Source organism: Acinetobacter sp. YH12226, assembly GCF_013417805.1.
Taxonomy (GTDB): Bacteria; Pseudomonadota; Gammaproteobacteria; order Pseudomonadales; family Moraxellaceae; genus Acinetobacter.
The window spans coordinates 1-21935 of the sequence record NZ_VPDG01000004.1 but is presented as its reverse complement, the minus strand read 5'-3'; the positions used below and the strand labels follow the sequence as shown (position 1 = coordinate 21935).

Here is a 21935-nt window from a genome sequence, read left to right as displayed (position 1 = left end):
TGTAATTTTTTTGATTTTTAAATCCGACTAAAATGCTTATATTTATATATTTGAATGTAGATTATTTTAGTTGGATTAATATTTTTTAATCTGATTAAAATGCTTGGTTTTAAAATAAAGAATAAAATTAATCTAACTAAATTGGTTGGTTTTATAAGAGTTGAATATCAGTATCATAACTTTCACATCATATTTATATTGATAAAAAACACACCAAAAAAAGAACATGCTGGAGGCATGTTCTTTTTAAGCTTTGTGAGGGAGACTGGACTTAGAAGTCGTAACGCATGCCTAGAGAAAGACCTAGGCTGTCTTCACCGCGTGCGCCACCTACAGCATTGGTACGACCTTGTGCCCAAGGGGTAAGGTTTGAGTTTTCATCATTTAATACAGTTGCTATGTTGCCATAAATGCGGACTGTTGGATCTAAACGGTGTTCAAGTCCGATTGCCAGTAAAGTTGCATTCGCATCATCCGCATCGACATCGCGGTGGAATACTTCACCACGGAATGAGGTTTTTGGTGCAAATTTATATTCACCCGCTACACCAAATACTTGTGCATCTGGGTTTGCTTCAGAATTATCATGTTGAAGGAATTGGTATAAACCACCCAGGTTGAACTCAGGTGTGATTTTGTAAGCACCTGCAATACGGAAACCATCACGTTCGCCACGGGCAGCTTCTTCTTCATAATGTTCATAGGCAGCAGCGAAATCAACTTTACCTTCTTTATAGGTTAAAGCGAGGTCGTAAGCTTTATCTTTGTCTTTAGCACCATCTTTAGTGGCATCCGGGCTATTTGTTTCATGTAGTGACATCGCACCTAATACGTTGAAACCGCCACCAAACTTAGGTGATTTATATTCAATGGTATTGGCATTACGTTCATCAAAACGCAGGTTGCCTACACGCGTGACGTTACGAACGTCACCGACCATATCGCCAAAGAAGTTGACCGGGCCACGTGCTACTTTGAATGGGCTGTCAAAACGGCCGATACGTGCTTGACCGAAATCACCTTTTAAACCAACAAAAGTATCGCGAGTTGCAAATTCAACATCATCGTTTGCAGAACCACTTGCAAAGTTAATTTCCTGTTCGATTTGACCAAATACGGTCATACCATTTTCTAATTTTTGTTCAGCTTTAAAACCCAAGCGTGAAGAATTTGAAGAAAGACCTACTTCGTTATAATCCTGGCCATCATCCAGATAATCTAAAGAAACGTGTGCACGACCATACACTTTAACATCAGCCGCGGCTGCCATCACTGGTGTTAAAATTGTTGCCCCGATTGCTAATGCAGATAACGTTTTTTTCATGTGTTGCTCCAATAAAGACTTTTTTATTCATCGTCTTAAAAACAAGTTTCAGTATTGTTTTGAAACATCTACTGCTCTATTGGTGCCAAGTATTCATTACAAATAAGTCAATATGATTAAGGAAATATTTCAGAAATATTAAAGAATCATTGCCTTATTTTTTATAGGATTATGAGTGGGATTAACAGAATTAATACAAATGCAGCTAAGTTCGGTGTTTGCTGCAAAACCTAAAAATAGGCTAGGTGACTTTTACTGATATTTTAGTGGCTTAATCAAGAGTGAAATACATTAGACATAAAAAATGGAGCCGAGGCTCCATTTTTAGGTATTAAGAATAGCTTAAAGGGCAGCTTTAATTTTCTCAGCCAGCGCTTTAATTTTTTCCTGGTCGCCCATCTGTGCTGCATGTTTGCCCAGATTGTGCAAAGAGGTAGGAACCAGATGGAAATGTACGTGTGGTACGGTCTGACCCGCTGCGGCACCTGATAATTGCATCAGCACGATACCGTCCACACCTAAACCTTTTTCAATGGCTTTTGCAACTTTCTGTACGATCTGAATCGTATAGGCTGCAGCTTCAGGTGGCAGATCCAGTAAAGTGATCGCCGGAGTTTTCGGAACCACCAGAGTATGACCTTCTGCCTGAGGCATGATGTCCATAAATGCAAGAACCTGGTCATCTTCATACACTTTTATCGCAGGAAGTTCACCGCGTAGAATTCGTGCAAAAATATTCTGATCATCATAAGTCATAAGTACATTCCTTGAGCGTTATTAAACTGAATTATTTACAGTTCAATTCTTTCTGACGATCTTTGATCGCGTCAAGACGTTGTTGCTCTTTTTCCGAGAATTTTGGCTTGGTTGTATAGCAATTGTCATTACCAAACTTGGCTTTTGCTTCAGGATCTTTGAAACAGAAACCTTTAGACGCATAAATCACGTCATGATCATTTTTTAATTTTTTGCACTCTTGTTCAGATGCAAGAACCGATGTTGAAGCCCCGAACAAAGTTGCAAAGCCAATCAATGCTGCAACAGAAAATTTCTTCATGAGAGTTTCCTCTGGGTTATCCACTATATGTGCCTGCCTACTAGTCACAATATGAGGTTTCGTTATCATTATTCAATGGCGAGATATTACTCGATGGTAATATTACTCCATGATTCATACATTTTCACAGCACTGGAAAAATCACTGTTTTTATCCGACAGATCGCTGGCCGCCTGAATCAGATTCTGGGTCAACGAGAGCACAGGCGCAGAAAGTTTGGCTTCACGTGCAAGGTCGATTGCAATGCCTGTATCTTTGGCCAAGAGTGGCAGGGCAAAGGTTACAGGAAAACTGCGGTTTAAAATACGCTGTGGCAATACGGTTTCAGTCACCATACTTTTACCACTTGAAGCATTAATACAATCCAGTGCTTCATGCAGGTTTACCCCATGCGCTTTCAAGGTAGTAAAGCCCTCAGCAACGGCACACAGGTTTACAGCCATTAACATATTATTTACGGCCTTCACTGCAAAACCCGCGCCAGATTCACCGACATGCTTGATCAGCTTGCCAAAAGCCTGCATCGCAGGAAGGGCTTTTTCATAACCCTGCACATTACCGCCTACCATCACGGTTAAAGTGCCATTTTCAGCGCCAATGGTTTGACCGCTGACCGGTGCATCCAGAAAGATTACCCCATGTTCAGCCAGTTGTACTGCCAGTTTTTGGGCAGAATCCGGTACACCACTGGTGCAGTCGACCCAGACTGAACCGGATTTAAGCGACAGATTTTCCAGAAGTCGTTCAACGTCAGCGCTGGTGGGCAGGCAAGAAAAAATTACATCTGCCTGTACGGCCTGTTCCAGTGTGACGGCTTGGGTGCCATATTCAGCCGCATGTTGCTCTGCTTTGTTAAAGCTGCGGTTCCAGACATAGACCGTATCAAAATGCTTGGGTAAGTGTGCTGCCATACGAAAACCCATTGCACCTAGGCCGATAAATGCCACTGACTGAATCATGCTGTACCCTCTGAATATGTTTAAAGCTATTTAATATTTTTTTCTGGTGCGGGGAATCTACACTAAACATCAAGACGTGTAGAGCGCTGCACCAGCCAGGTCGTCATTTTGGGCCAGAATGTATTTGCCGTTTTCTGGTTCGACATTAGTCCAAGATGACCACCCGGTATAAGAGTAAACGTCTTATCTTGGCTACTTGTCAATTCCATCAAAGGCTTAGCTGACTGTTCTGTGACAATCTGATCGGTTTGACCTGCACCTACCAACAGGGAGCAGCTGATATTTTTAAGATCAACGACACGGCCATCCAAAGTGATAGAACCCTGTTTTAAAGGATTTTGCAGCCATAAATGCAGCACCATGTCCTGATTAATCCCACCTGGATAATCAATCATCTTGTTCAGGAAATTTCCCATGGTGGCGTGTTCATAGACATCTTCGACATGATCTAGATTTAACAGAAACTGTTTCTGGCTTTTGAGCCAGCCAATCGGATCGAGTAATTTAAAGCCCAAGGCATTTACAATACCCGGCGTATGAATATATTGCTTTGGAATCAGTCCTTGATGAATGGCTTGTTGCAGATTTTTGTTTTTAGAAATTAGTTTGTTTGTCGTAGAAAAAAGTTTGCCGACACGTCCTGACGCATAACTGTCGATAGGACTGCCCACCACGATCAGATTCTTGACATGTTCAGGCGAATGCAGGGCGGTATAGAGCGTGACAAACACGCCAGCCATACTCCAGCCATGCAGGGAAATGAACTGACTGCCCGAATGCTTGCAGATGGTTTCAATGGATTGAGGAATGGCTGCATCAATAAAAGATAAAAAGTTCAGGTGGCGATGTTTAAAGTTAAAACGTTTCCATTCCACCAGATAGACATCAAAACCGCTATGCTGAAAATGCTTGACCAGAGAGCGATAAGGATACAGATCATAGATATCCATATTAATGGCTAACGGTGCGATGAAAACCAGAGGCTCCTTATATTTTTTCTCAGGTGAAGCGTAATAACGAATCTTGCAAAACTCGGTGCCGGCAATATATTCAAAAGGGGTTTTTTGCGACAGGATCAGTGAGGAGGCATTAAACACCCGGGTGCTGAGGTGTTTCAATTTTTTTTGCTGGCGCTGAAAGTTTTGTTTTAACTGAATCATGTAAATAAAATATCCGTATCCGCGGGAGGATTGATCGAAGTCTAAGCAATAATCGCTTATTATGCCTTGACCTGAAATAGCTTAGGCGCTCAAAATGTTGGCAAATTTTTACAAAAGGCAGCCTGAGGGCTGAGGTAAAGCGATGAGCCAGCAAGACGATATTTCTTACCAATTAGAAACTTTAGCCATTCGTACCGGTCATACCCGCACTTTTGAAGGTGAGCATGGCGAACCGATTTTTCTAACATCGTCTTTTGTGTATGAAAATGCTGCAGAAGCCGCAGCTAAATTCTCAGGCCAGGAACCGGGCAATATCTATTCTCGCTTTACCAATCCGACCGTTGCCATGTTTGAAAAGCGTCTAGCTGCACTTGAAGGTGCAGAGCGCGCCGTCGCCACCAGTTCGGGTATGGCAGCCATTATGGCAGTGATGATGGCTTTTTTAAAAGCGGGTGATCATGTGATCTGTTCACGTGCTGTCTTCGGCTCTACGGTTTCCATGTTTGAAAAATATGTCGCAAAATTTGGCGTCAGCGTTGATTTCGTTGATTTGACCGATCTTGATGCATGGAAAAATGCCATCAAGCCTGAAACAAAAATTCTCTTTGTTGAATCTCCATCGAATCCTTTAGCGGAAGTAGCCGATATACAGGGACTCGCTGATATTGCGCATGCCAATGATGCCTTGCTGGCGATTGATAACAGCTTCTGTACACCGGTGTTACAACAACCACTCAAATTTGGTGCAGACCTGGTGGTGTATTCTGCGACTAAATATCTGGATGGCCAAGGCCGTGCGCTAGGTGGTGCTGTTGTTGGTAATCACAAGTTACTAGAAGAAATCTTCGGTTATGTGCGTACTACCGGCCCATCAATGAGCCCATTCAATGCCTGGGTTTTCCTGAAAGGCTTGGAAACACTACGTTTACGTATGCGTGAACATTCGGCAAGTGCTCAGCAACTGGCTGAATTTTTGAACCAGCATCCAAAAGTGGAAAAAGTATATTATGCGGGCTTGCCTGAACATGTCGGTCATGAACTGGCAGCCAAACAGCAGAGCGGTTTTGGCGGTATTGTGTCTTTTGAAGTCAAAGGTGGCCGTGAGGAAGCATGGACTGTCATCGACAATACCCAGTTTATCTCGATTACCGGTAATTTGGGCGATGTGAAATCGACCATTACCCATCCGGCAACCACGACACATGGTAAATTGTCGCCTGAAGCCAAAGAAGCTGCCGGTATTCGCGAAGGTTTGATTCGCGTATCTGTTGGTTTGGAAGAGATTGGTGATATTATCCAGGATATTCGTCGCGGTTTAGACCTGATTTAATTTTATAAATTTATGTTCGGAGATATTTATGAACATTAACATGTTGATGCAGCAAGCTCAGCGCATGCAGAAAGAAGTTGAAAACAACGTAAAAAAAGCCAAAGAAGAGCTTGCGCAAACTGAAGTGCATGCCGAGGCGGGTGGCGGTCTGGTGAAAGTAACCATGACTTGCCGTAACGTAGTGAAGCGTATCGAAATCAATCCTGAATTACTTCAGGATGATCCAGACATGATCGAAGACCTGATTGCAGCAGCAATGAATGATGCAGCACGTCAGGCAGAAGTGGTATCTGACGAAAGAATGAAAGCAGCGAACTCAGGTATGGGTTTACCGCCTGGTCTTGCAGGTATGTTCTAAGGAAGAATGCGCAATGTTTAGTGATCGTTTTGATCAACTCGTTCAAGCATTACGCATTTTGCCAAGCGTTGGGCCAAAATCGGCTCAACGTATGGCATTGCATATGATCATGAAAAATCGTGAGGGTGCTATTGGTCTGGCACATGCGCTGACTGAGGCAACCAATCACATTCATGAATGTTCAGTCTGTCATTCTCTGACCGAAGACGAAGTCTGCAATATTTGCAGCTCTCTGGATCGTGATGATGAACTGCTCTGTGTAGTGGAATCACCTGCAGATGTCATGGCGATTGAGCAAAGTGGTAGTTTCAGAGGTAAATATCATGTATTGGGCGGACATTTATCGCCACTGGATGGTATTGGTCCCGAAGAAATCGGTATTCCGTACTTATTGCATCGTTTGGCCAATGGTCAGGTGAAAGAAGTGATTCTGGCAACCAATGCCACGGTAGAAGGTCAGGCTACGGCGCATTATCTGGTTGAGGCCAGTAAGCATTTGCCGATCCAGATGACCCGAATTGCCCAAGGCGTACCACAAGGTGGTGAGCTGGAATATGTCGACAGTCATACCTTGAGTCAGGCAGTACATAACCGGATGCGCATGAAGTAAGCTAAGCTTAAATATCTTGTTAGTTTTAATATAAAAAAGATATTAATTAGAATATAAATCCTGATAAGTAAGCGCCATTTTTTAGGAAATAGGGCAGAATTGACGTTATTTTTTATACAAAAATTCTATAGATCAGTTAATATGGATCTATCGAGAATCTAATCTTAGACTCAGTTCTATGTTTCAATTTATTCAACATCAAAACGACTTAACTCATGTACTGAAGCTGATGGATCAGAATTCAGTTTATGGGCTGGATACCGAGTTTATCAAGGTTGATACCTTATGGCCTAAGCTGGGTGTTTTTCAGATTAATGTAGACAACAAGGTCTATTTGTTGGATGGAACCACGCTGGATCTGACTGAGTTCCTTAATAAAATTTTTAACGCACAGCAGAATATTTTTCACGCTTGTAGTGAAGATATCGACCTGATCTATCACTATACCCAGAAGAAATCGCTGAGTAATGTATTTGACACTCAGGTTGGCATGTCTTTTCTTGGGCATGGTCTGCAAGTCAGCTATCAAAATGCATTGAAGCAGATGCTGGAAGTCGATATCGAAAAAGACCAGACCCGTTCTGACTGGTTGGCGCGTCCACTCAGTTCCGAACAGTTGCTCTATGCTGCCAATGATGTGCATTATCTGGTGCAACTGTCAGAGAAAATTAAACAGGATCTGGATTCGAAAGATCTGCTGGATTTTGCCTTGCAAGATTGCCGTTTTCTGACTCAGGAAATTGGCGAAGATACCCCAACTGCCTTGTTGTATCAGGATGTCGGCAATTACCGGCATTCACGCCGTCAGCTGATGCAATTGCAGCAATTAATGGTTTGGCGTGATCAGATTGCCAAAGCACTGAATCAGCCACGCAGTTTCATTTTGAAAAATGCCAGCATGATTGATCTGGTGGAAAAATTCCCGCGCAATAATTTCCAGCTGAGTCATGTGAAAGACATTCGTTCGAATGTGGTTCGTGAGCATGGCAAAACCATTTTAGATTTACTGAAATTCCTGCCGGAGCCGGCAAACTGGCCTTTACGTCTGGCACGTCCAATTCGCCATTCTTCCAAAGATATCGGCGAAAAAATTGATTCAATTATTCAGAATGTCGTCAATGAAACCTCAATTCCGAAAGAAGTGCTGATGCGCAAGAAATGGTTGAATGCACTGTATCAGCATGTAGTTTTTCACAAGGATGAACAGGATCTGCCGGATTATCTGCTTGGGTGGCGCTATGAGTTATTAACTCGGCCACTGATTCAGGTATTGCATCAGGACGAATCTTATCTGTCTACCCAGATGAAAGTCAGCGAGTGATTAGCTACAGGATTGGTTAAAGAAAAAGCAATTATACAAAATCACGACTGATGCATGAGACGTGGCTAATGTTTCTGTCTTTTTTTTGATGTATCCTTGCGGTTGTTTTTCCAGAAAAGTCGTTTGAAATATGCAAGTGTCTATCTACAAATCCAGTAAAAAAAGTGAAATGTATCTGTATGTGGCGCGTCCTGCGAATGAAAGCGAAGCTGAAACATTCGAACCTTTAAGCGTATTGACTGAAGCAGTACAGGCAGCATTTGGACGTGCGACTTTTGTCATGCATCTTGAATTAAGCGAATCACGTAAACTGGCACGTGCCAATGTCTTGCATGTCATGGATTCTATTGAAACCCGCGGTTTCTTCCTGCAAATGCCACCAGAAGGCTTGATTGATCCAAATGCGGTCGCACCAGAAGGTTTACGCGGTGCTTAATGTTAATTCAGGAGTTGTGAAATGAATGGTTATGTGGCTGTATTAGACTCAATTCCTGAACAGAGCATTGCCGTAGCAGTTTATTTGCTCGGCAGCCTGATTGCTTTATGGTGCTGGTATGGCGTAACCAAACGTCTACCTAAACCTATGGGCGGTTTTTTGTGGATTGTGGCCTTTGCCATTCTGTTGACACCGACGGTATCTGAGGGGGCGAATGCTTCTATTGCACCTGCGATCTTCGGTCTGTTATTTGGGGTGTTGACCAAAGAGCAATCCCTGGTTTGGATTAATGCGTCACTTATTTTATTTGTCATTGGGATCGGATCTGTGATTGGCTATTGCTGGTCGACTTATGTGTCGAACAAAAGCAATATTCGTGTTCACGAGAAAAGTTCACCGCTGTAAGTAAAAAATAAGGTTCAATCATGTCTGCTGATATTCAACAATTTTCAGGTACCGATCAGTACATCGCGACTGACAGTTTAAAACTTGCGGTGAAAGCTGCACGCAGTTTGCAAAAACCGTTGCTGGTCAAAGGGGAGCCGGGTACAGGTAAGACTTTACTGGCCGAGCAAGTCGCACAAAGTCTGGGTTTAAAATTGATCACCTGGCACATCAAGTCTACTACCAAAGCACAGCAAGGTCTGTATGAATATGATGCAGTATCGCGCTTGCGCGATAGCCAGTTGGGTGATGACCGTGTCTATGACATCAAGAACTACATCAAGCCGGGCAAATTGTGGGAAGCATTTACCAGTGAAGAACGCTGTGTTCTGCTGATTGATGAAATTGACAAGGCAGACATCGAGTTTCCAAATGACTTGCTGCATGAACTCGATAAAATGTCGTTCTATGTGTACGAGACAGGCGAGACCATTACCGCAACTCAGCGCCCAATCGTGATCATTACCTCAAATAATGAAAAAGAATTGCCAGATGCTTTCCTGCGTCGTTGCTTCTTCCATTACATCGAATTCCCAGATGAAGCCACCATGCGTGAAATCATTGATGTGCATTTTGCCAATATTTCGACCACACTGGTGAATGAAGCCTTACAGGTTTTCTTTAAATTGCGCCAGATTCCGGGTTTAAAAAAACCACCTTCAACGTCTGAACTGATCGACTGGCTCAGTCTACTCATGGCTGACGACATGCCGGAAGATATTCTGCGCAATACTGATAAATCTAAAGCAATTCCACCTTTGTACGGTGCATTAATCAAGAATGAGCAAGATGTGCAGTTGCTCGAACGTCTAGCATTTATGTCACGTCGTTAAGGGAGAAACACGCATGTTTGTGCGACTGTTTTATACCTTACGCAAATACGGTGTACCGGTATCGACCCGCGAACTGATTGATCTCAATCAGGCAGTTGCCGCAGGACTGGTCTTTGCCGATCAGGACGAGTTCTATCAGCTTGCCAAAACTATAATGGTCAAGGACGAGCGCTATTTCGACAAGTTCGATCGCGCCATGAAAGACTATTTTGATGGTATCGCGACCTTTGATCTGGATGAGCTGCTAAATCAGGTGCATAAGCTGCCCAAAGACTGGTTTGATCTCGAATTACTCGAGAAGCATCTGACCCCGGAGCAGCGCGAAGAGCTGAAAAAGGCCGGTTCCCTGGAAGAACTGATGAAAATGCTGGAAGAGCGCCTGCGCGAACAGCATAAAAAACATCAGGGTGGTAACAAGATGATTGGTACCGGTGGGACTTCACCCTTTGGTGCTTATGGCGATCATCCTGAAGGTGTGCGTATTGGCGGGCCGGGGCGTAAGCGTTCTGCGGTGAAAGTCTGGGAGCAGCGTCAATACCGCAATCTGGACGATGAGCAGATTTTGGGTAGCCGCCAGATGCAGATGGCATTGCGCCGTTTGCGTAAGTTTGCCCGTCAGGGTGCAGCCGAAGAACTGGATATTGATGGTACGATTCGTGAAACGGCTAAGCAGGGTATTCTGGATGTACAATTGGTACCGGAGCGCCGTAACCGTATTAAAGTACTAATGCTGTTTGATATTGGCGGATCGATGGATGCACATATCGCTCAGTGTGAAAAACTGTTTAGCGCCGCCAAAACCGAATTTAAGACTCTGGAATATTTCTATTTCCATAACTGTCTGTACGACTATGTCTGGAAAGATAATGTCCGTCGTTCCAGCTCGCGCATGAATACTTGGGATCTGTTCAATACCTATGGACGGGATTACCGGGTGATTGTAGTGGGTGATGCCAGCATGGCACCCTATGAGTTGAACTCCGTCGGTGGTTCGGTCGAATACATGAATGATGAAGCAGGACAGGTCTGGTTACAGCGTCTGCGTCAGCATTTTGATAAAACCGCCTGGCTCAATCCTGAAGAAGAAAAATACTGGCATTACACGCATACTATTGGTCTGATTAAGCAAATCTTTGAAGATCATATGTTTCCAATGACCTTAAAAGGCATTGAGGATATGACCAAATATCTGGCGCGTTGATTCCATTTATCTATAAGTGACTTTATCTATAGTTATTAGTGCTTTAAAACGAATTATTCTAGTATAAAGTCACTTGTTATACCTTATTCCAATATTCAGGAATTATTATGGCTCATCAAATTAATGGTATTGCGTTACCGAATGAAGAGGGTTTTTTTGGTCAGTATGGCGGTCAGTTTATTCCACCCGATCTGAAACAGGCCATGGATGATATTAATATGGCCTATCAGGAAATTCGTCAGACTGAAGAGTTTCAGAATGAATTGAAAGATCTGTTTGCCCATTATGTCGGTCGCCCAAGTCCTTTATTTCATGCCAAACGTCTTTCTGAACAGCTTGGCGGGGCGCAGATTTATCTGAAACGTGAAGATCTGAACCATACCGGGGCGCACAAGATCAATCATTGTCTGGGTGAAGCTTTACTTGCGAAATATATGGGCAAGACCAAAGTCATTGCAGAAACCGGTGCCGGCCAGCATGGTGTTGCTTTGGCAACTGCATGTGCCTTGGTGGGTATCCCATGTGAAATTCATATGGGGCAAGTAGATATTGAAAAAGAGCATCCAAACGTCGTCAAGATGAAAATTCTGGGTGCCAAGCTGATTTCTGTGACTCGCGGTACAGCCACACTCAAAGATGCAGTCGACAGTGCTTTTGAAGAATATTTGAAAGATCCGAAAAATTACATCTATGCTATCGGTTCGGTGGTTGGACCGCACCCATTCCCGATGATGGTTCGTGACTTCCAGTCGATTATTGGCGATGAAATTAAAGTTCAGGCCAATGAACGTTTTGGTGCAAATCCTGATTATGTTGTTGCCTGTGTTGGTGGTGGTTCTAATGCAGTAGGCGCATTCACTGCATTTTTAAATGAACCCGATGTGAAACTGGTTGGCGTTGAGCCGGCAGGTCATGGTTTAGATACCGATATGCATTCAGCTACTTTGACCTTAGGTAAACCGAGCCAGTTACATGGTATGGCCTGTTATGTGCTAGAAGATGAACAGGGCGAGCCATTGCCAGTGCATTCAATTGCTTCTGGTCTGGATTATCCGGGTGTGGGGCCGCAGCATAGCTTGCTGAAAGATTTGGGTCGGGTAGAGTACACGACTGCGACCGATCAGGAATGTCTGGATGCATTCATGACCTTGTCACGTGTAGAAGGCATTGTACCTGCACTAGAAAGTTCGCATGCGGTGGCTTGGGCCATTCGTGAAGCTGGTAAATTGCCAAAAGATATCAAGATTGTAGTGAACCTATCGGGTCGTGGTGATAAAGACTCAGATTATGTTGCAGAAAAATTAGGTCTCAACTGATTTTAGTCAAAATGTTCATATAAAAAATCCCGGTACATGTGCCGGGATTTTTTATGCATCAGATATAAAACTTTATTTTGTATCATTTAAGTGATCTTCAAATGCCTTAGAGAAAGCTAGATGATGTTTTAACCTGAGATATATTGCTGTAACTGTTCAATCAATTTGCGTTGGTCATCCATGGCGGCCTTGACCAAATCCCCAATTGAAATCAGACCGATCAGTTTTTCATGTTCGACCACAGGTAAGTGGCGTAGGTGGCGTTCAGTCATCAAAGATAAACAGTCTTCTACGCTAGTAGCTGTATTTACGGTAATCACTTTAGAGGTCATGATTTCATTAACAGTGGTGTCGAATGAGGTTCTTTGCATCAGGGCGATCTTACGCGTGTAATCCCGCTCTGACAAAATCCCCACCACGTTGTCTTCATGGGTTACCACAAGCGCCCCGATTCCTTTATCTGCCATCAAAGTGATGGCCTCTAAAACGGTAGAATCTGGACGGATGGTATAAATAGCTTGATGTGTTTTTTCACTGAGCACCTGTGCCACATTGGTCATGCTTAATCATCCTTATTGGTCAATTTATTATTAATCCTAGAGTATGTATTCAACCTGAACATCTCTAAGTGTTTAGGTTTTAGTCTTTATAAATAGCATGTTATTTAAGCAATGTGCAGTCTTTGTTGCGAAAAAAACAGATGACGCATCTGTGCAGCAGTCAGTTTGAGTTTGGTTCCATTGGTGTTGAACAGGGCTGGCGTAACATTCAGTCGAGACAGGGTCGGCAATAATGCATTTTCAAAATCTTCAGAATTGATTTTACGCGGAATGTAATCCGGCCAATGTTGCTGGGCATAATTTTTAGCATCCAGCGGATTGAGCCAGAATGGAAAGATACAATCTTCCTGGTCACGCATCATCGCCCAGCCTTGGTGATATGCGCCCCATAGCTCGCCACAATTCATCAAAGATTTAAGCATCGTGATCTTTAACAGAAAGTTTTTGCAGATCGGATCAAATTGAATAATTTTTCGTGGTTTCATTAGAATAAAGTGCTATTGGAGTTCAGGCTCTATTCTAGGAACTTTATATGAAATTACTGTTTCAGCTTTGCAAGGATTCGTAAGAAAATATGTATTGATTGCTATTTATTGAAAAAAGGGCTGAAAAAAACGCCACCTAGGTGACGTTTCTTTATGCTTGCATGGTGGCCATGTTTTGCCAGTACTGGGCTTTGAGTGAATCTCGTTCTACACGGAAACCTTGATAATAAAGTTCTGCTAAAAAAAGCGCTGCTTTACCATGGCCAGCACGAGCGGCTTCTTCAAGCTGTTTTACCGCATCAGCAAAGTTCATTTGCGATTGAATGGTATTCACGGCATCTGCGTACAGATGTTCCAGATCGTGTTGAGAGAGTTGATGTATCATATAAAAACTCCTTAATTTTAATTATGATTACAGGATAGACTATTTAGTCTAAATACAAATATAAATTAGTATTGTTAAACTAATATTACAAAATAATGGAAAAGTCAACTATTCGATTTTATTCGTTTACTTCAGTTATAGTTTAACTGATTAAACTATACACAACTATAAATATTATTAAGCTACATTGTAAATGGATAGCAAACAATAAGGAGAAGGCCATGATGACAAGAACTTTAGATGGTGTGAAATTTGATATGCCTCCGACTGCAGGTCAAATTATGGAACTTGCCGATTTGCATCGTAAAAAACTCGATCAAGCTATATTCAGTAAACATACCCATCTAGGCGATTATGGGCTGGCACAACGTAAAGAAGTATATGATTTTACTCGTGCGCTGGATGAAAACCAGCGTGAGCAGTTTTATAAACTCTATAATGGTGAGCTGGTCCGAATTGCAGATGAGGATCGCTTACATCCGCCTGAAGCAGAAGCCGGCTTAAGTAAATTTGCAATTGCACTGGTATTGCTTGTTGTTGCATTGGTACTGTATTCAACAATTATTACCAGAATCATGAATTAGTCCTCGAAATAGCAGGATTCAGCTCTTATGAATATTCAGTGCGCTGACTTGAACTTATGTAGCTGCGACCATACACTACCTCTAACCTGAGGTAGTGTATGTCTATAGATACAGAAAAACTAAGCCAATTTTTCAGCAGAATCAAACTGGAACAGATTTATAACAGTGTGGTTATTTTTATTATTGCGGTCATTCTACTTTTAGCCGCATTTGCTTTATATCGTCCGCTTAGCCTTTCCCAAGTCACCCAGATTCAACAACTGTCTAAACAGCAAAACCTTCCCCAAACCCAAGATATGGCACTCGCCTTGTTAGAGCAGCAGCATATCCGTCGTGGGCAATATCTTAAATTGATGCAGGCTTATCAGCAGGAGTCGTTACGGGCACGTCAGCTTCCGCCGGTCTCTGTGGAGATGCCTTAGGCATAGGGTTTATTGGTAAGTAATAATTGGCATCCCTTAAATTCTGTTCCAAACGCATTTTCAAAGCATTTTGATCCAGTTCTTTATTGACGACCACCAGGGTTAAGCGATCAGGATGAAAATGCTTGCGTACTGCATTTTGTACATCTGCCGCTGTGATTCTAGCCAAGCGTTCTGGATAACTGGATAAATAATCAGTTTGCTCACTATAAAAACCCATATTGCCTAGCTGGGCATTAATTGTGGCATTACTGCTGTAATTATTAGGAAAAGCACGTAACATGCCTGCTTTGGTTTCTTCCAGACGCTGAGTATCAATAGGCTGACTGACAAAGTTGATAAATGCTTGATGTGCGACCTGAATGCTGTCTAGCAGTTGATCCTGACGCGTAGAATACTTAAAGCTGAATACGCCGGGTGCCTGACTAAAGCTCAACGAACTATAAGCGCCATAAGTAAAACCACGTTTCACCCGCAGTTCCTGCATCAATACCGCATTAAATCCGCTACCGCCAAACATGCGATTGGCGACCTCTAAAGCCAGTTTATCTTCAGTAAAGCGAGTTGGGCCTAAATGCCCAAAGGTGACATGCGCCTGAGACGAGTTATAGGGTAGATGTACCACTTCAAAACCAGATTGAGTTTCAGGTTGTGGCAATCGCACTGCTTTTTGCCCTTGGGGTAAATTACCGGCAATGCGTTCAGACAGTTCCAGTGCCTGTTTCGGGCTGAGTTTTCCAGTAATGGAAATATTCATATTTTGCGCCACCAAAAACTGATCACGAAATTTTTTCAATAATTCTGCGTTAATTTTCTTGGTACTGCCTTGGGTACCAGTGATTGGTTCTGCATAAGGGTGTTGACCATATAGGGCACGATAAAAACGGATATCCATGAGTCGGCTTGGATTTTCCTGCAGCTGTTTTTGTCCCACTTGGGTATTGCTTAAAGCTAGATTAATGCTGGATGGTTTAAATGATGCATTCTTGAGAACCTCCATCAGCATGCCCAATGCGGGTTCCAGTTTTTCCGGGTCTGAAAGCGTACGCAGACGAACCACAAACATATCCCGATAGGCTTGTACGCTGAATTGTGCTCCGGTTTGGTCAAAAACTTCCGCCACCTGATTGGCGCTATATTTGTCGGTTCCTTCACGCATCAACTTGGCTGCCATATTGGATAGACCATATAGGCCTTTGGCAATTTCCTGATCACGGGCCGAACCGGCATTAAAGGTCAGCTGGATATCTACCATGGGAAGATCTTGCGTTTCAACAAACAGCGTGCGTACTTTGTAGCGATTGTTTAGATCATGAATATAAGGCGCCTGAAAATCCCGTTGCTGATTAATATTTTTTAAGCTTTGCAGCAAAGGGATAGACTGTAACTGACTCGGATTATCATTTTGGTTAGGCTGGGGATCCAGATAGTTTTCTGCATGGGTAGCCGAGCTAAGACTTAAAATTGAAATAAACAAAAATGAACGAAGTTGAAGCATTATAATCCCCGTTGCTGGGTGTTTTGTTCAGGAGAGAGATAAAGCGTGCTGAGATTTTCACGTACAAAATAGGCGTTTGCGACACGCTGGATATCCTGAACGCTGACACTTTCAAAGTGTTTCGGTAATTCATCCATCAGGCGATAACTCAAGCCATTGACCTCTAGATTTCCAATCATTTTGGCTTGTCCGGCAATATCATCCTGGCTATAGATCAAATTGGAAATAAAGCGGGTACTGATACGATCCACTTCCTGTTGGGTCATCGCTGTAGTTTTAAGTAAATCCACTTCATCCTGAATTGCTTGTTGTGCTTCTTGCAAAGAGATGCCCGGCGCAGGTAAGGCAGAAATACCAAACAGGCTGTCGCCGCGATTATAGGGATCATAAGAAACGCTGACAGAGGTCAGAATTTTACGATCACGTACCAATCGGTCTTGCAGGCGCGAAGAAATGCCACTGTCCAAAAGACTGCGAATAATGGTCAAGGCATAAGCATCTTGGGGGTTTTTGGCAGTGCCAAGGGATTTTACATTCCAGGTCATGTACAGATTGGGCACTTGAACACTGCTATTAATTTCCATATGCCGATAACCCAAACGCTCAAACTCCAGTACATCATTGCGTGCTGGTATTGGGCGTGCGGGAATGTCAGCAAAATATTTTTGTACCTGAGCCAAAGCAGCTTCAGATTCTACGTTCCCCACAATCACCAGAATGGCATTATTCGGACTGTACCAGTCCCGATACCATTTTTTGACATCATTCAACTGAATATTATTCAGGGTTTTCATGTGTCCAATCACCGGTTGGCGATAATGGCTGGTCGGATAACTGATCCATTTAAACCGTTCAAAGGCTTGCGCCCGAGGATTGTCATCGGTGCGTTGGCGCCGTTCTTCCATAACGACTTTAATTTCTGGCTCGAAGTCTTGCTGTCGAAGCAGTAAATTACTCATACGGTCAGACTCAAGTTCCAGCGCCATAGGAAAATAGGCTTTAGGATAGAGCTGATAATAATTGGTGTAATTGGTAAAGGTAGCTGCATTGATACTGCCGCCATAAATCCGGCTCAGGCGGGTAAATTCGTCATTTGGAACTTTATGGGTGCCTTTGAACATCATATGTTCAAGTGCATGTGAAACTCCTAGAATATTTCCAGATTCATCGCTGCTGCCGACTTTGTACCAGATTTGTGTCATTACCATGGGCGCACGATGGTCTTCCCGAATGATGACTTTTAAACCGTTACTTAAAGTGGTTTCAAAAGTAGTCCGTGATAATTCGCTTCGGGTTTGTGCCTGGGCCGGGCTAAAGCTCAGACTAAACAATACCGCTGCACCGAGTGGATAAAGCGTCTGTCTGATCATTTGCGAGAAAGAGGAGATAGTCAAAAAGGTGATGAACACTAGATCTCCTGAAATAGGCATTTGTATTTAGAGTTATTTTTAATAAATGTGTGCTTGAAAGCAACCGAGAGCTGTAGCTTTTTGGTATGTTTGTCCAGCATTTGCATTGCTAGCTGCAAAGCAGGCAAGTTATGGTAGAATCTGGGTTTTTAACGCAATGCTTTTCAAGGATTCGGCATGCAACAGCAATCTAATGGGCAAAACAAATTTTTGATTGATGCTGATATCGGAGATGATGATGTCACATTACCGAGCTTACCTGCGGTCAATGTGCCTATCGTAGAAACGCCAAGCGAAACCGTTGTGGTTTCTGCACCTGTCGAAACAGAAAATGAAAATGAAGATTCTGCGGCGAAAGGTGGCTTCTTTAGCCGTATGAAAGTGGGTTTAACCAAAACCCGTAAAAACCTTGCCGATGGGATGGTAAATATCCTGATTGGTGGTAAAGAAATTGATGATGAATTATTAGAAGAAGTCGAAGAGCAGCTTCTGGTGGCTGATATTGGCGTGGAAGCAACCAAGACCATTATCGCTAACCTGACTGAACGTACGGCACGTGGTGATTTGATCTACTCACATTCACTCTATAAAGCGCTTCAGGAAGAACTGGTGGCTTTATTGGCACCACGAGTAAAACCGCTACACATTGATCCGAATAAATCGCCTTATGTGATTCTGGTGGTTGGTGTGAATGGTGTCGGTAAAACGACTACCATTGGCAAGTTGGCAAAACGTCTGCAAGGTGAAGGCAAGACTGTTATGCTGGCAGCAGGTGATACTTTCCGTGCAGCTGCAACGGAACAGCTACAGATCTGGGGTGAGCGTAATAATATTGCAGTCGTGGCTCAAGGTCATGGTGCTGACTCGGCTTCGGTCATTTTCGATGCTTTTGAAAGTGCTCGGGCCAAGGGTGTAGATGTATTAATTGCAGACACAGCGGGTCGTTTGCATAACAAAGGTCATTTGATGCAGGAATTGACCAAAGTAAAACGTGTGATGCAGAAAATTGATGCCACTGCACCGCATGAAGTCATGTTGGTGGTCGATGCCGGTACTGGCCAGAATGCCATTAATCAGGTCGAGATGTTTGATGAGGCGGTAGGCTTGACGGGTCTGACCATTACCAAACTTGATGGTACTGCCAAAGGCGGTGTCCTATTTAATATCGCCAGTCGTACTCATGTGCCGATTCGCTTTATTGGTGTGGGCGAAAAAATTGATGACTTGCGTCCATTCTCTGCCAAATCTTTTGTTGCTGCATTATTTGAAACTGAAAAATAAATAATGCGCAATGCTTCACATAAACTCCGCCAAGTGCGGAGTTTATTGTTTTTAGCCAGTTCGAGTGTTGTAAAAACCGACAATAAAACCACCACTAAATCTGCCTATCTTAATAAAGGCCTTATAATTGTAGGGGATTTTCTAAGCTGATTTGGCTTGTTTTTTGTGGGGTAGAAAATGGCATTGCTAAATAAGCTTGGTCAGGTATTAACAAGCGATATAACCAAGGATTTTAAATTTTCAAGAAAAAATAAACTGAATGGTGATTTAGAACTGACTTTTGTCGATCAATTGAAAAAGCGCCGTAGTATCGATCAACTCGGTAAGCGGGTACATTATAGTCAGACTTATCTTGGCGAAATCATTCAGGAAGCAGTGCGCAGTTGCCCTTCGGCTTATGATTCTCAAACTACGCGCATTGTGGTGTTATTTGCAGATTCTCATCATCAATTCTGGGAAATTGTGAAACAGGTACAGCGTCAGCATATGCCGGCATCTATTTACGAAGGAATGGAAATCAAGTTGAATCAATATGCTGCTGCCTATGGCACGGTTTTGTTTTATGAAGATCAAGCCGTGATTCAACAATTACAAAAGAAAATGCCATTAAATAGTGAAGATTTTCCAGCATGGTCGGAACAAACTTCCGGTATGGCGCAATTTGCTGTGTGGACGACGCTGGCAGATTCTGGCTTAGGGGCATCCTTACAGCACTACAATCCACTGATTGATGAAAGGGTCGCTGAGCATTTTGAAATTGAAAAGAACTGGTTGTTGCGAGCCCAACTTTGCTTTGGATCAATTGAACAAACAGTAGAAGAAAAATTACAAAAACCGGATCAGCATCGTTTCAAAGTATTTAATTAAAAGTTTATAGAACACTTTATATGTGACAGCATGGAAGCTGCGGATAAAATCAGATACAAATACGCTACTCAGATCTAAATCTGATTGTTCTATAAATAAAACACATTGTTATCGAAATGCACCTGTCTTGGGTGCTTAAAGCACGTAATATAACTTTATCGATTTTCAAATAACCAAAATATACAGAGGTGGGTTCATGGCATTTTTAGATCAAATCAAACAACGCCGTAGCATTTATTCAATTGGAAAAAATGTAGATCTGGATCAAGCAGAAATTGAGAAAATCATTAAAGATGCGGTGAAGCACAGTCCGTCATCTTTTAACTCGCAAACCTCGCGTGTGGTGATTTTATTTGGTCAATCACATGATACCTTCTGGCATATTGTACGTGAAACTTTACGTGACCTTGTTTCAGCAGATGCATTTGAATCAACCAATAGCAAGATCAATGCTTTTGCAGCAGGTTATGGAACCGCTCTGTTTTATGAAGATCAGAATGTGGTGAAGTCGATGCAAGAGCAGTTTGCACTCTATGCAGATAACTTCCCAGTCTGGTCTGAGCATTCTTCCGCTATTGCACAGTTTGCAACCTGGACCGCTTTGGCAGAAAAAAATATCGGTGCTTCATTGCAGCACTACAATCCAATTATTGATGAAGAAGTTGCACAAACTTTCGAGATTCCATCTCACTGGAAACTTCGCGCTCAACTGGTATTTGGTTCGATTGAAGCTCCTGCAGGTGAAAAAACCTTTATGGATGATGCAGAACGCTTTAAGACCTTTGCGTAAACGATTTTAGGTTATAAAAAAGAAGCACTTTGATGCTTCTTTTTTATGTCTTAGAGTTGTATTTAGATATGATGTGATATGTCTAGCTAAATAAATGCTAAAAACACAGGCTGTATCGCTCCAGCTTTTGTCATAAGATTGTCATTTAGACGCGGCATAGTGCAGCTAATTTTTAATAAACAACCAAAAATGAGTATAGGATATGGGTTTACGTATTGCGGCAACTGCAGCAGTGTTTCTGTTTAGCACACCAGTTTTTTCGGCAGTGACCGTCACAGTACCTGAAGAAATAAAAATTGTTGCCGTAAATGATCAAGAGGTGAACTCGGGTCTATTACGTTCTAATCAGACTTATAGCTTGGATGCAGGTGTAAATGCGATCAGCGTACGCTATAACGAATTTTTCCAGCATTCAGACAATTCACATGACATTTTAAAGTCAGGTGTGGTTACGGTAAAAACACCAAGCCTTAAAGATGGTGAAACTTACCGTTTAGCACTTATTCAGGCGCCTAAAGATTTTGATGCAGCGCAAAAATATAAAGATCAGCCCATTATTGGCCTATATGATGCGAAAAATCAGCTCTTAGTCCAGCAGACGGGCGCTAAAGATTCAGCGAAACCATGGTTTGGAAATCGCGTATTGACTAAAAAAGTAGATATGACAACTCAAGCCGCGACACCAGTTCATCAACCGGCAGCTATATATACTCAGTCAGTAGAACAGAATGATCAGCAGCTGATTCAATTATGGCAGAAAGCTTCTAAAGCTGAACGTCAAAAATTCATGACTTGGCTCGCTGAGCAGACAAATTAAAATATTTTGATGAAGAATCAAAAAGATCACCATTGAGGTGATCTTTTTTTATGAGATGAAGGCTAGAAAATTAACATTTGCTTAAACTTTTCATGCGGAATTAGCTAGAAAAACGCAAAAAAGTGTTAAAAATAGCCTTTTAGATTAAAAAATAAACGCATGATTGGTTTTTTTGAATATTTTTAAGAAAAGCCCTTGCGCTCGTTTTGAAACTGTATAGAATACGCAGCACACCAACGCAATGCATGAAACGAAACGTTAAGTGATTGGGTTGGAGCTTGAAACTGACGAGGTTTTAAGAAGATCATTAAGAGATTATGAAGAACAACTTGTGTGGATTTTTACTGGTTGATTGATCGAAATTATTTTCATTGATTGATGGTAGAAATTACTCGAAGTTTATTTGAGAAATATTTGTCAGAAAATTGATGAGCCAAGATTGGCACCCTTTAAGGTGCTACTGATTTTAAACTGAAGAGTTTGATCAT

25 protein-coding genes are annotated in these 21935 nt (G+C 42.4%); 15 read left to right on the top strand and 10 right to left on the bottom strand.

Annotated elements, in window-relative coordinates; translation table 11 throughout:
• Window positions 1–271: 271 nt before the first annotated feature.
• The 5 genes from FTV08_RS05990 to FTV08_RS05970 form a co-directional block, all read right to left on the bottom strand.
• On the bottom strand, window positions 272–1324 hold the full coding sequence (locus tag FTV08_RS05990; RefSeq protein ID WP_005097084.1) for a porin: 1053 nt from the start codon (window positions 1322–1324) through the stop codon (window positions 272–274).
• Between the two features lie 342 nt (window positions 1325–1666).
• Window positions 1667–2080: an HIT family protein gene (locus FTV08_RS05985; RefSeq protein ID WP_004278705.1), complete on the bottom strand. Its 414-nt coding sequence runs from the start codon at window positions 2078–2080 to the stop codon at window positions 1667–1669.
• A 31-nt stretch (window positions 2081–2111) separates the two neighbouring features.
• Window positions 2112–2381 (bottom strand): YARHG domain-containing protein, encoded by a 270-nt coding sequence (locus FTV08_RS05980; RefSeq protein ID WP_004278704.1) that lies wholly within the window; start codon window positions 2379–2381, stop codon window positions 2112–2114.
• Between the two features lie 86 nt (window positions 2382–2467).
• Window positions 2468–3340: an NAD(P)-dependent oxidoreductase gene (locus FTV08_RS05975; RefSeq protein ID WP_005252047.1), complete on the bottom strand. Its 873-nt coding sequence runs from the start codon at window positions 3338–3340 to the stop codon at window positions 2468–2470.
• Window positions 3341–3402: 62 nt separating this feature from the next.
• Window positions 3403–4500, bottom strand: a complete 1098-nt coding sequence (locus FTV08_RS05970; protein ID WP_005252044.1) for an alpha/beta fold hydrolase — start codon at window positions 4498–4500, stop codon at window positions 3403–3405.
• Between the two features lie 142 nt (window positions 4501–4642).
• Between FTV08_RS05970 and FTV08_RS05965 the strand changes: the two genes are divergently transcribed.
• The 9 genes from FTV08_RS05965 to trpB all read left to right on the top strand — a co-directional run bounded on the left by FTV08_RS05965 (window position 4643) and on the right by trpB (window position 12349).
• The gene (locus tag FTV08_RS05965) at window positions 4643–5830 is read left to right on the top strand and encodes an O-succinylhomoserine sulfhydrylase (protein ID WP_004278701.1); all 1188 of its coding nucleotides are present in this window, start codon (window positions 4643–4645) and stop codon (window positions 5828–5830) included.
• A 28-nt stretch (window positions 5831–5858) separates the two neighbouring features.
• Window positions 5859–6188, top strand: coding sequence for a YbaB/EbfC family nucleoid-associated protein (locus FTV08_RS05960; protein ID WP_004278699.1), 330 nt, complete (start codon window positions 5859–5861; stop codon window positions 6186–6188).
• A gap of 13 nt (window positions 6189–6201) precedes the next feature.
• Window positions 6202–6798 carry a recombination mediator RecR gene (recR, locus tag FTV08_RS05955; protein ID WP_005100074.1) on the top strand — a complete coding sequence of 199 codons (597 nt, stop codon included), beginning with the start codon at window positions 6202–6204 and terminating at the stop codon, window positions 6796–6798.
• A 178-nt stretch (window positions 6799–6976) separates the two neighbouring features.
• Window positions 6977–8119 (top strand): HRDC domain-containing protein, encoded by a 1143-nt coding sequence (locus FTV08_RS05950; RefSeq protein ID WP_005252043.1) that lies wholly within the window; start codon window positions 6977–6979, stop codon window positions 8117–8119.
• 130 nt (window positions 8120–8249) lie between these two features.
• Window positions 8250–8555, top strand: coding sequence for a YcgL domain-containing protein (locus FTV08_RS05945; RefSeq protein ID WP_004278695.1), 306 nt, complete (start codon window positions 8250–8252; stop codon window positions 8553–8555).
• A gap of 21 nt (window positions 8556–8576) precedes the next feature.
• Entirely contained in the window at window positions 8577–8960 is a 384-nt protein-coding gene (locus FTV08_RS05940; RefSeq protein WP_005106668.1) for a hypothetical protein, read from the top strand.
• A gap of 20 nt (window positions 8961–8980) precedes the next feature.
• Window positions 8981–9832, top strand: coding sequence for a MoxR family ATPase (locus FTV08_RS05935; protein WP_005252041.1), 852 nt, complete (start codon window positions 8981–8983; stop codon window positions 9830–9832).
• Between the two features lie 13 nt (window positions 9833–9845).
• Window positions 9846–11033, top strand: a complete 1188-nt coding sequence (locus FTV08_RS05930; protein WP_005252040.1) for a VWA domain-containing protein — start codon at window positions 9846–9848, stop codon at window positions 11031–11033.
• A gap of 107 nt (window positions 11034–11140) precedes the next feature.
• On the top strand, window positions 11141–12349 hold the full coding sequence (trpB, locus tag FTV08_RS05925; RefSeq protein WP_180086881.1) for a tryptophan synthase subunit beta: 1209 nt from the start codon (window positions 11141–11143) through the stop codon (window positions 12347–12349).
• Window positions 12350–12477: 128 nt separating this feature from the next.
• On the opposite strand, the gene FTV08_RS05920 is transcribed toward trpB, so the two are convergent.
• The 3 genes from FTV08_RS05920 to FTV08_RS05910 form a co-directional block, all read right to left on the bottom strand.
• On the bottom strand, window positions 12478–12909 hold the full coding sequence (locus FTV08_RS05920) for a CBS domain-containing protein (protein ID WP_005252037.1): 432 nt from the start codon (window positions 12907–12909) through the stop codon (window positions 12478–12480).
• A gap of 104 nt (window positions 12910–13013) precedes the next feature.
• Entirely contained in the window at window positions 13014–13394 is a 381-nt protein-coding gene (locus tag FTV08_RS05915; RefSeq protein ID WP_004645256.1) for a DUF2750 domain-containing protein, read from the bottom strand.
• 151 nt (window positions 13395–13545) lie between these two features.
• Entirely contained in the window at window positions 13546–13779 is a 234-nt protein-coding gene (locus tag FTV08_RS05910) for a hypothetical protein (protein WP_005252035.1), read from the bottom strand.
• Window positions 13780–14003: 224 nt separating this feature from the next.
• Between FTV08_RS05910 and FTV08_RS05905 the strand changes: the two genes are divergently transcribed.
• On the top strand, window positions 14004–14363 hold the full coding sequence (locus FTV08_RS05905; RefSeq protein WP_034436454.1) for a hypothetical protein: 360 nt from the start codon (window positions 14004–14006) through the stop codon (window positions 14361–14363).
• A gap of 98 nt (window positions 14364–14461) precedes the next feature.
• Entirely contained in the window at window positions 14462–14785 is a 324-nt protein-coding gene (locus FTV08_RS05900; protein ID WP_004731236.1) for a hypothetical protein, read from the top strand.
• Here FTV08_RS05900 and FTV08_RS05895 read toward each other — a convergent pair.
• Both FTV08_RS05895 and FTV08_RS05890 read right to left on the bottom strand, forming a co-directional pair.
• A complete protein-coding gene (locus tag FTV08_RS05895) occupies window positions 14709–16283 on the bottom strand; it encodes a pitrilysin family protein (RefSeq protein ID WP_180086880.1) in 1575 nt (524 codons plus the stop codon). The genes FTV08_RS05900 and FTV08_RS05895 overlap by 77 nt on opposite strands.
• Complete coding sequence (locus tag FTV08_RS05890; protein ID WP_180086879.1) at window positions 16283–17692, bottom strand: pitrilysin family protein; 1410 nt, start codon at window positions 17690–17692, stop codon at window positions 16283–16285. Before FTV08_RS05890 ends, FTV08_RS05895 begins: the two co-directional genes overlap by 1 nt.
• 177 nt (window positions 17693–17869) lie before the next feature.
• Here FTV08_RS05890 and ftsY point away from each other — a divergent pair, with 177 nt between their 5' ends.
• The 4 genes from ftsY (at window position 17870) to FTV08_RS05870 (ending at window position 21447) form a co-directional block, all read left to right on the top strand.
• Window positions 17870–18973: a signal recognition particle-docking protein FtsY gene (ftsY, locus tag FTV08_RS05885; RefSeq protein ID WP_005247197.1), complete on the top strand. Its 1104-nt coding sequence runs from the start codon at window positions 17870–17872 to the stop codon at window positions 18971–18973.
• A gap of 177 nt (window positions 18974–19150) precedes the next feature.
• Window positions 19151–19840, top strand: coding sequence for a nitroreductase family protein (locus FTV08_RS05880; RefSeq protein WP_180086878.1), 690 nt, complete (start codon window positions 19151–19153; stop codon window positions 19838–19840).
• 196 nt (window positions 19841–20036) lie between these two features.
• Window positions 20037–20630 carry a nitroreductase family protein gene (locus FTV08_RS05875; RefSeq protein ID WP_004731228.1) on the top strand — a complete coding sequence of 198 codons (594 nt, stop codon included), beginning with the start codon at window positions 20037–20039 and terminating at the stop codon, window positions 20628–20630.
• A 202-nt stretch (window positions 20631–20832) separates the two neighbouring features.
• Window positions 20833–21447: a DUF2057 family protein gene (locus FTV08_RS05870; RefSeq protein ID WP_005100087.1), complete on the top strand. Its 615-nt coding sequence runs from the start codon at window positions 20833–20835 to the stop codon at window positions 21445–21447.
• The last annotated feature ends 488 nt before the right edge of the window (window positions 21448–21935 follow it).

Coding starts and splice junctions, on each gene's coding strand:
- FTV08_RS05980 (WP_004278704.1), bottom strand. CDS start 2,381: ATGAAGAAATTTTCTGTTGCAGCATTGATTGGCTTTGCAACTTTGTTC.
- FTV08_RS05940 (WP_005106668.1), top strand. CDS start 8,577: ATGAATGGTTATGTGGCTGTATTAGACTCAATTCCTGAACAGAGCATT.
- FTV08_RS05905 (WP_034436454.1), top strand. CDS start 14,004: ATGACAAGAACTTTAGATGGTGTGAAATTTGATATGCCTCCGACTGCA.
- FTV08_RS05915 (WP_004645256.1), bottom strand. CDS start 13,394: ATGAAACCACGAAAAATTATTCAATTTGATCCGATCTGCAAAAACTTT.
- FTV08_RS05950 (WP_005252043.1), top strand. CDS start 6,977: ATGTTTCAATTTATTCAACATCAAAACGACTTAACTCATGTACTGAAG.
- FTV08_RS05960 (WP_004278699.1), top strand. CDS start 5,859: ATGAACATTAACATGTTGATGCAGCAAGCTCAGCGCATGCAGAAAGAA.
- FTV08_RS05910 (WP_005252035.1), bottom strand. CDS start 13,779: ATGATACATCAACTCTCTCAACACGATCTGGAACATCTGTACGCAGAT.
- FTV08_RS05870 (WP_005100087.1), top strand. CDS start 20,833: ATGGGTTTACGTATTGCGGCAACTGCAGCAGTGTTTCTGTTTAGCACA.
- FTV08_RS05965 (WP_004278701.1), top strand. CDS start 4,643: ATGAGCCAGCAAGACGATATTTCTTACCAATTAGAAACTTTAGCCATT.
- FTV08_RS05900 (WP_004731236.1), top strand. CDS start 14,462: ATGTCTATAGATACAGAAAAACTAAGCCAATTTTTCAGCAGAATCAAA.
- FTV08_RS05935 (WP_005252041.1), top strand. CDS start 8,981: ATGTCTGCTGATATTCAACAATTTTCAGGTACCGATCAGTACATCGCG.
- FTV08_RS05930 (WP_005252040.1), top strand. CDS start 9,846: ATGTTTGTGCGACTGTTTTATACCTTACGCAAATACGGTGTACCGGTA.
- FTV08_RS05985 (WP_004278705.1), bottom strand. CDS start 2,080: ATGACTTATGATGATCAGAATATTTTTGCACGAATTCTACGCGGTGAA.
- FTV08_RS05895 (WP_180086880.1), bottom strand. CDS start 16,283: ATGCTTCAACTTCGTTCATTTTTGTTTATTTCAATTTTAAGTCTTAGC.
- FTV08_RS05880 (WP_180086878.1), top strand. CDS start 19,151: ATGGCATTGCTAAATAAGCTTGGTCAGGTATTAACAAGCGATATAACC.
- trpB (WP_180086881.1), top strand. CDS start 11,141: ATGGCTCATCAAATTAATGGTATTGCGTTACCGAATGAAGAGGGTTTT.
- FTV08_RS05945 (WP_004278695.1), top strand. CDS start 8,250: ATGCAAGTGTCTATCTACAAATCCAGTAAAAAAAGTGAAATGTATCTG.
- FTV08_RS05970 (WP_005252044.1), bottom strand. CDS start 4,500: ATGATTCAGTTAAAACAAAACTTTCAGCGCCAGCAAAAAAAATTGAAA.
- FTV08_RS05875 (WP_004731228.1), top strand. CDS start 20,037: ATGGCATTTTTAGATCAAATCAAACAACGCCGTAGCATTTATTCAATT.
- FTV08_RS05975 (WP_005252047.1), bottom strand. CDS start 3,340: ATGATTCAGTCAGTGGCATTTATCGGCCTAGGTGCAATGGGTTTTCGT.
- FTV08_RS05990 (WP_005097084.1), bottom strand. CDS start 1,324: ATGAAAAAAACGTTATCTGCATTAGCAATCGGGGCAACAATTTTAACA.
- ftsY (WP_005247197.1), top strand. CDS start 17,870: ATGCAACAGCAATCTAATGGGCAAAACAAATTTTTGATTGATGCTGAT.
- recR (WP_005100074.1), top strand. CDS start 6,202: ATGTTTAGTGATCGTTTTGATCAACTCGTTCAAGCATTACGCATTTTG.
- FTV08_RS05920 (WP_005252037.1), bottom strand. CDS start 12,909: ATGACCAATGTGGCACAGGTGCTCAGTGAAAAAACACATCAAGCTATT.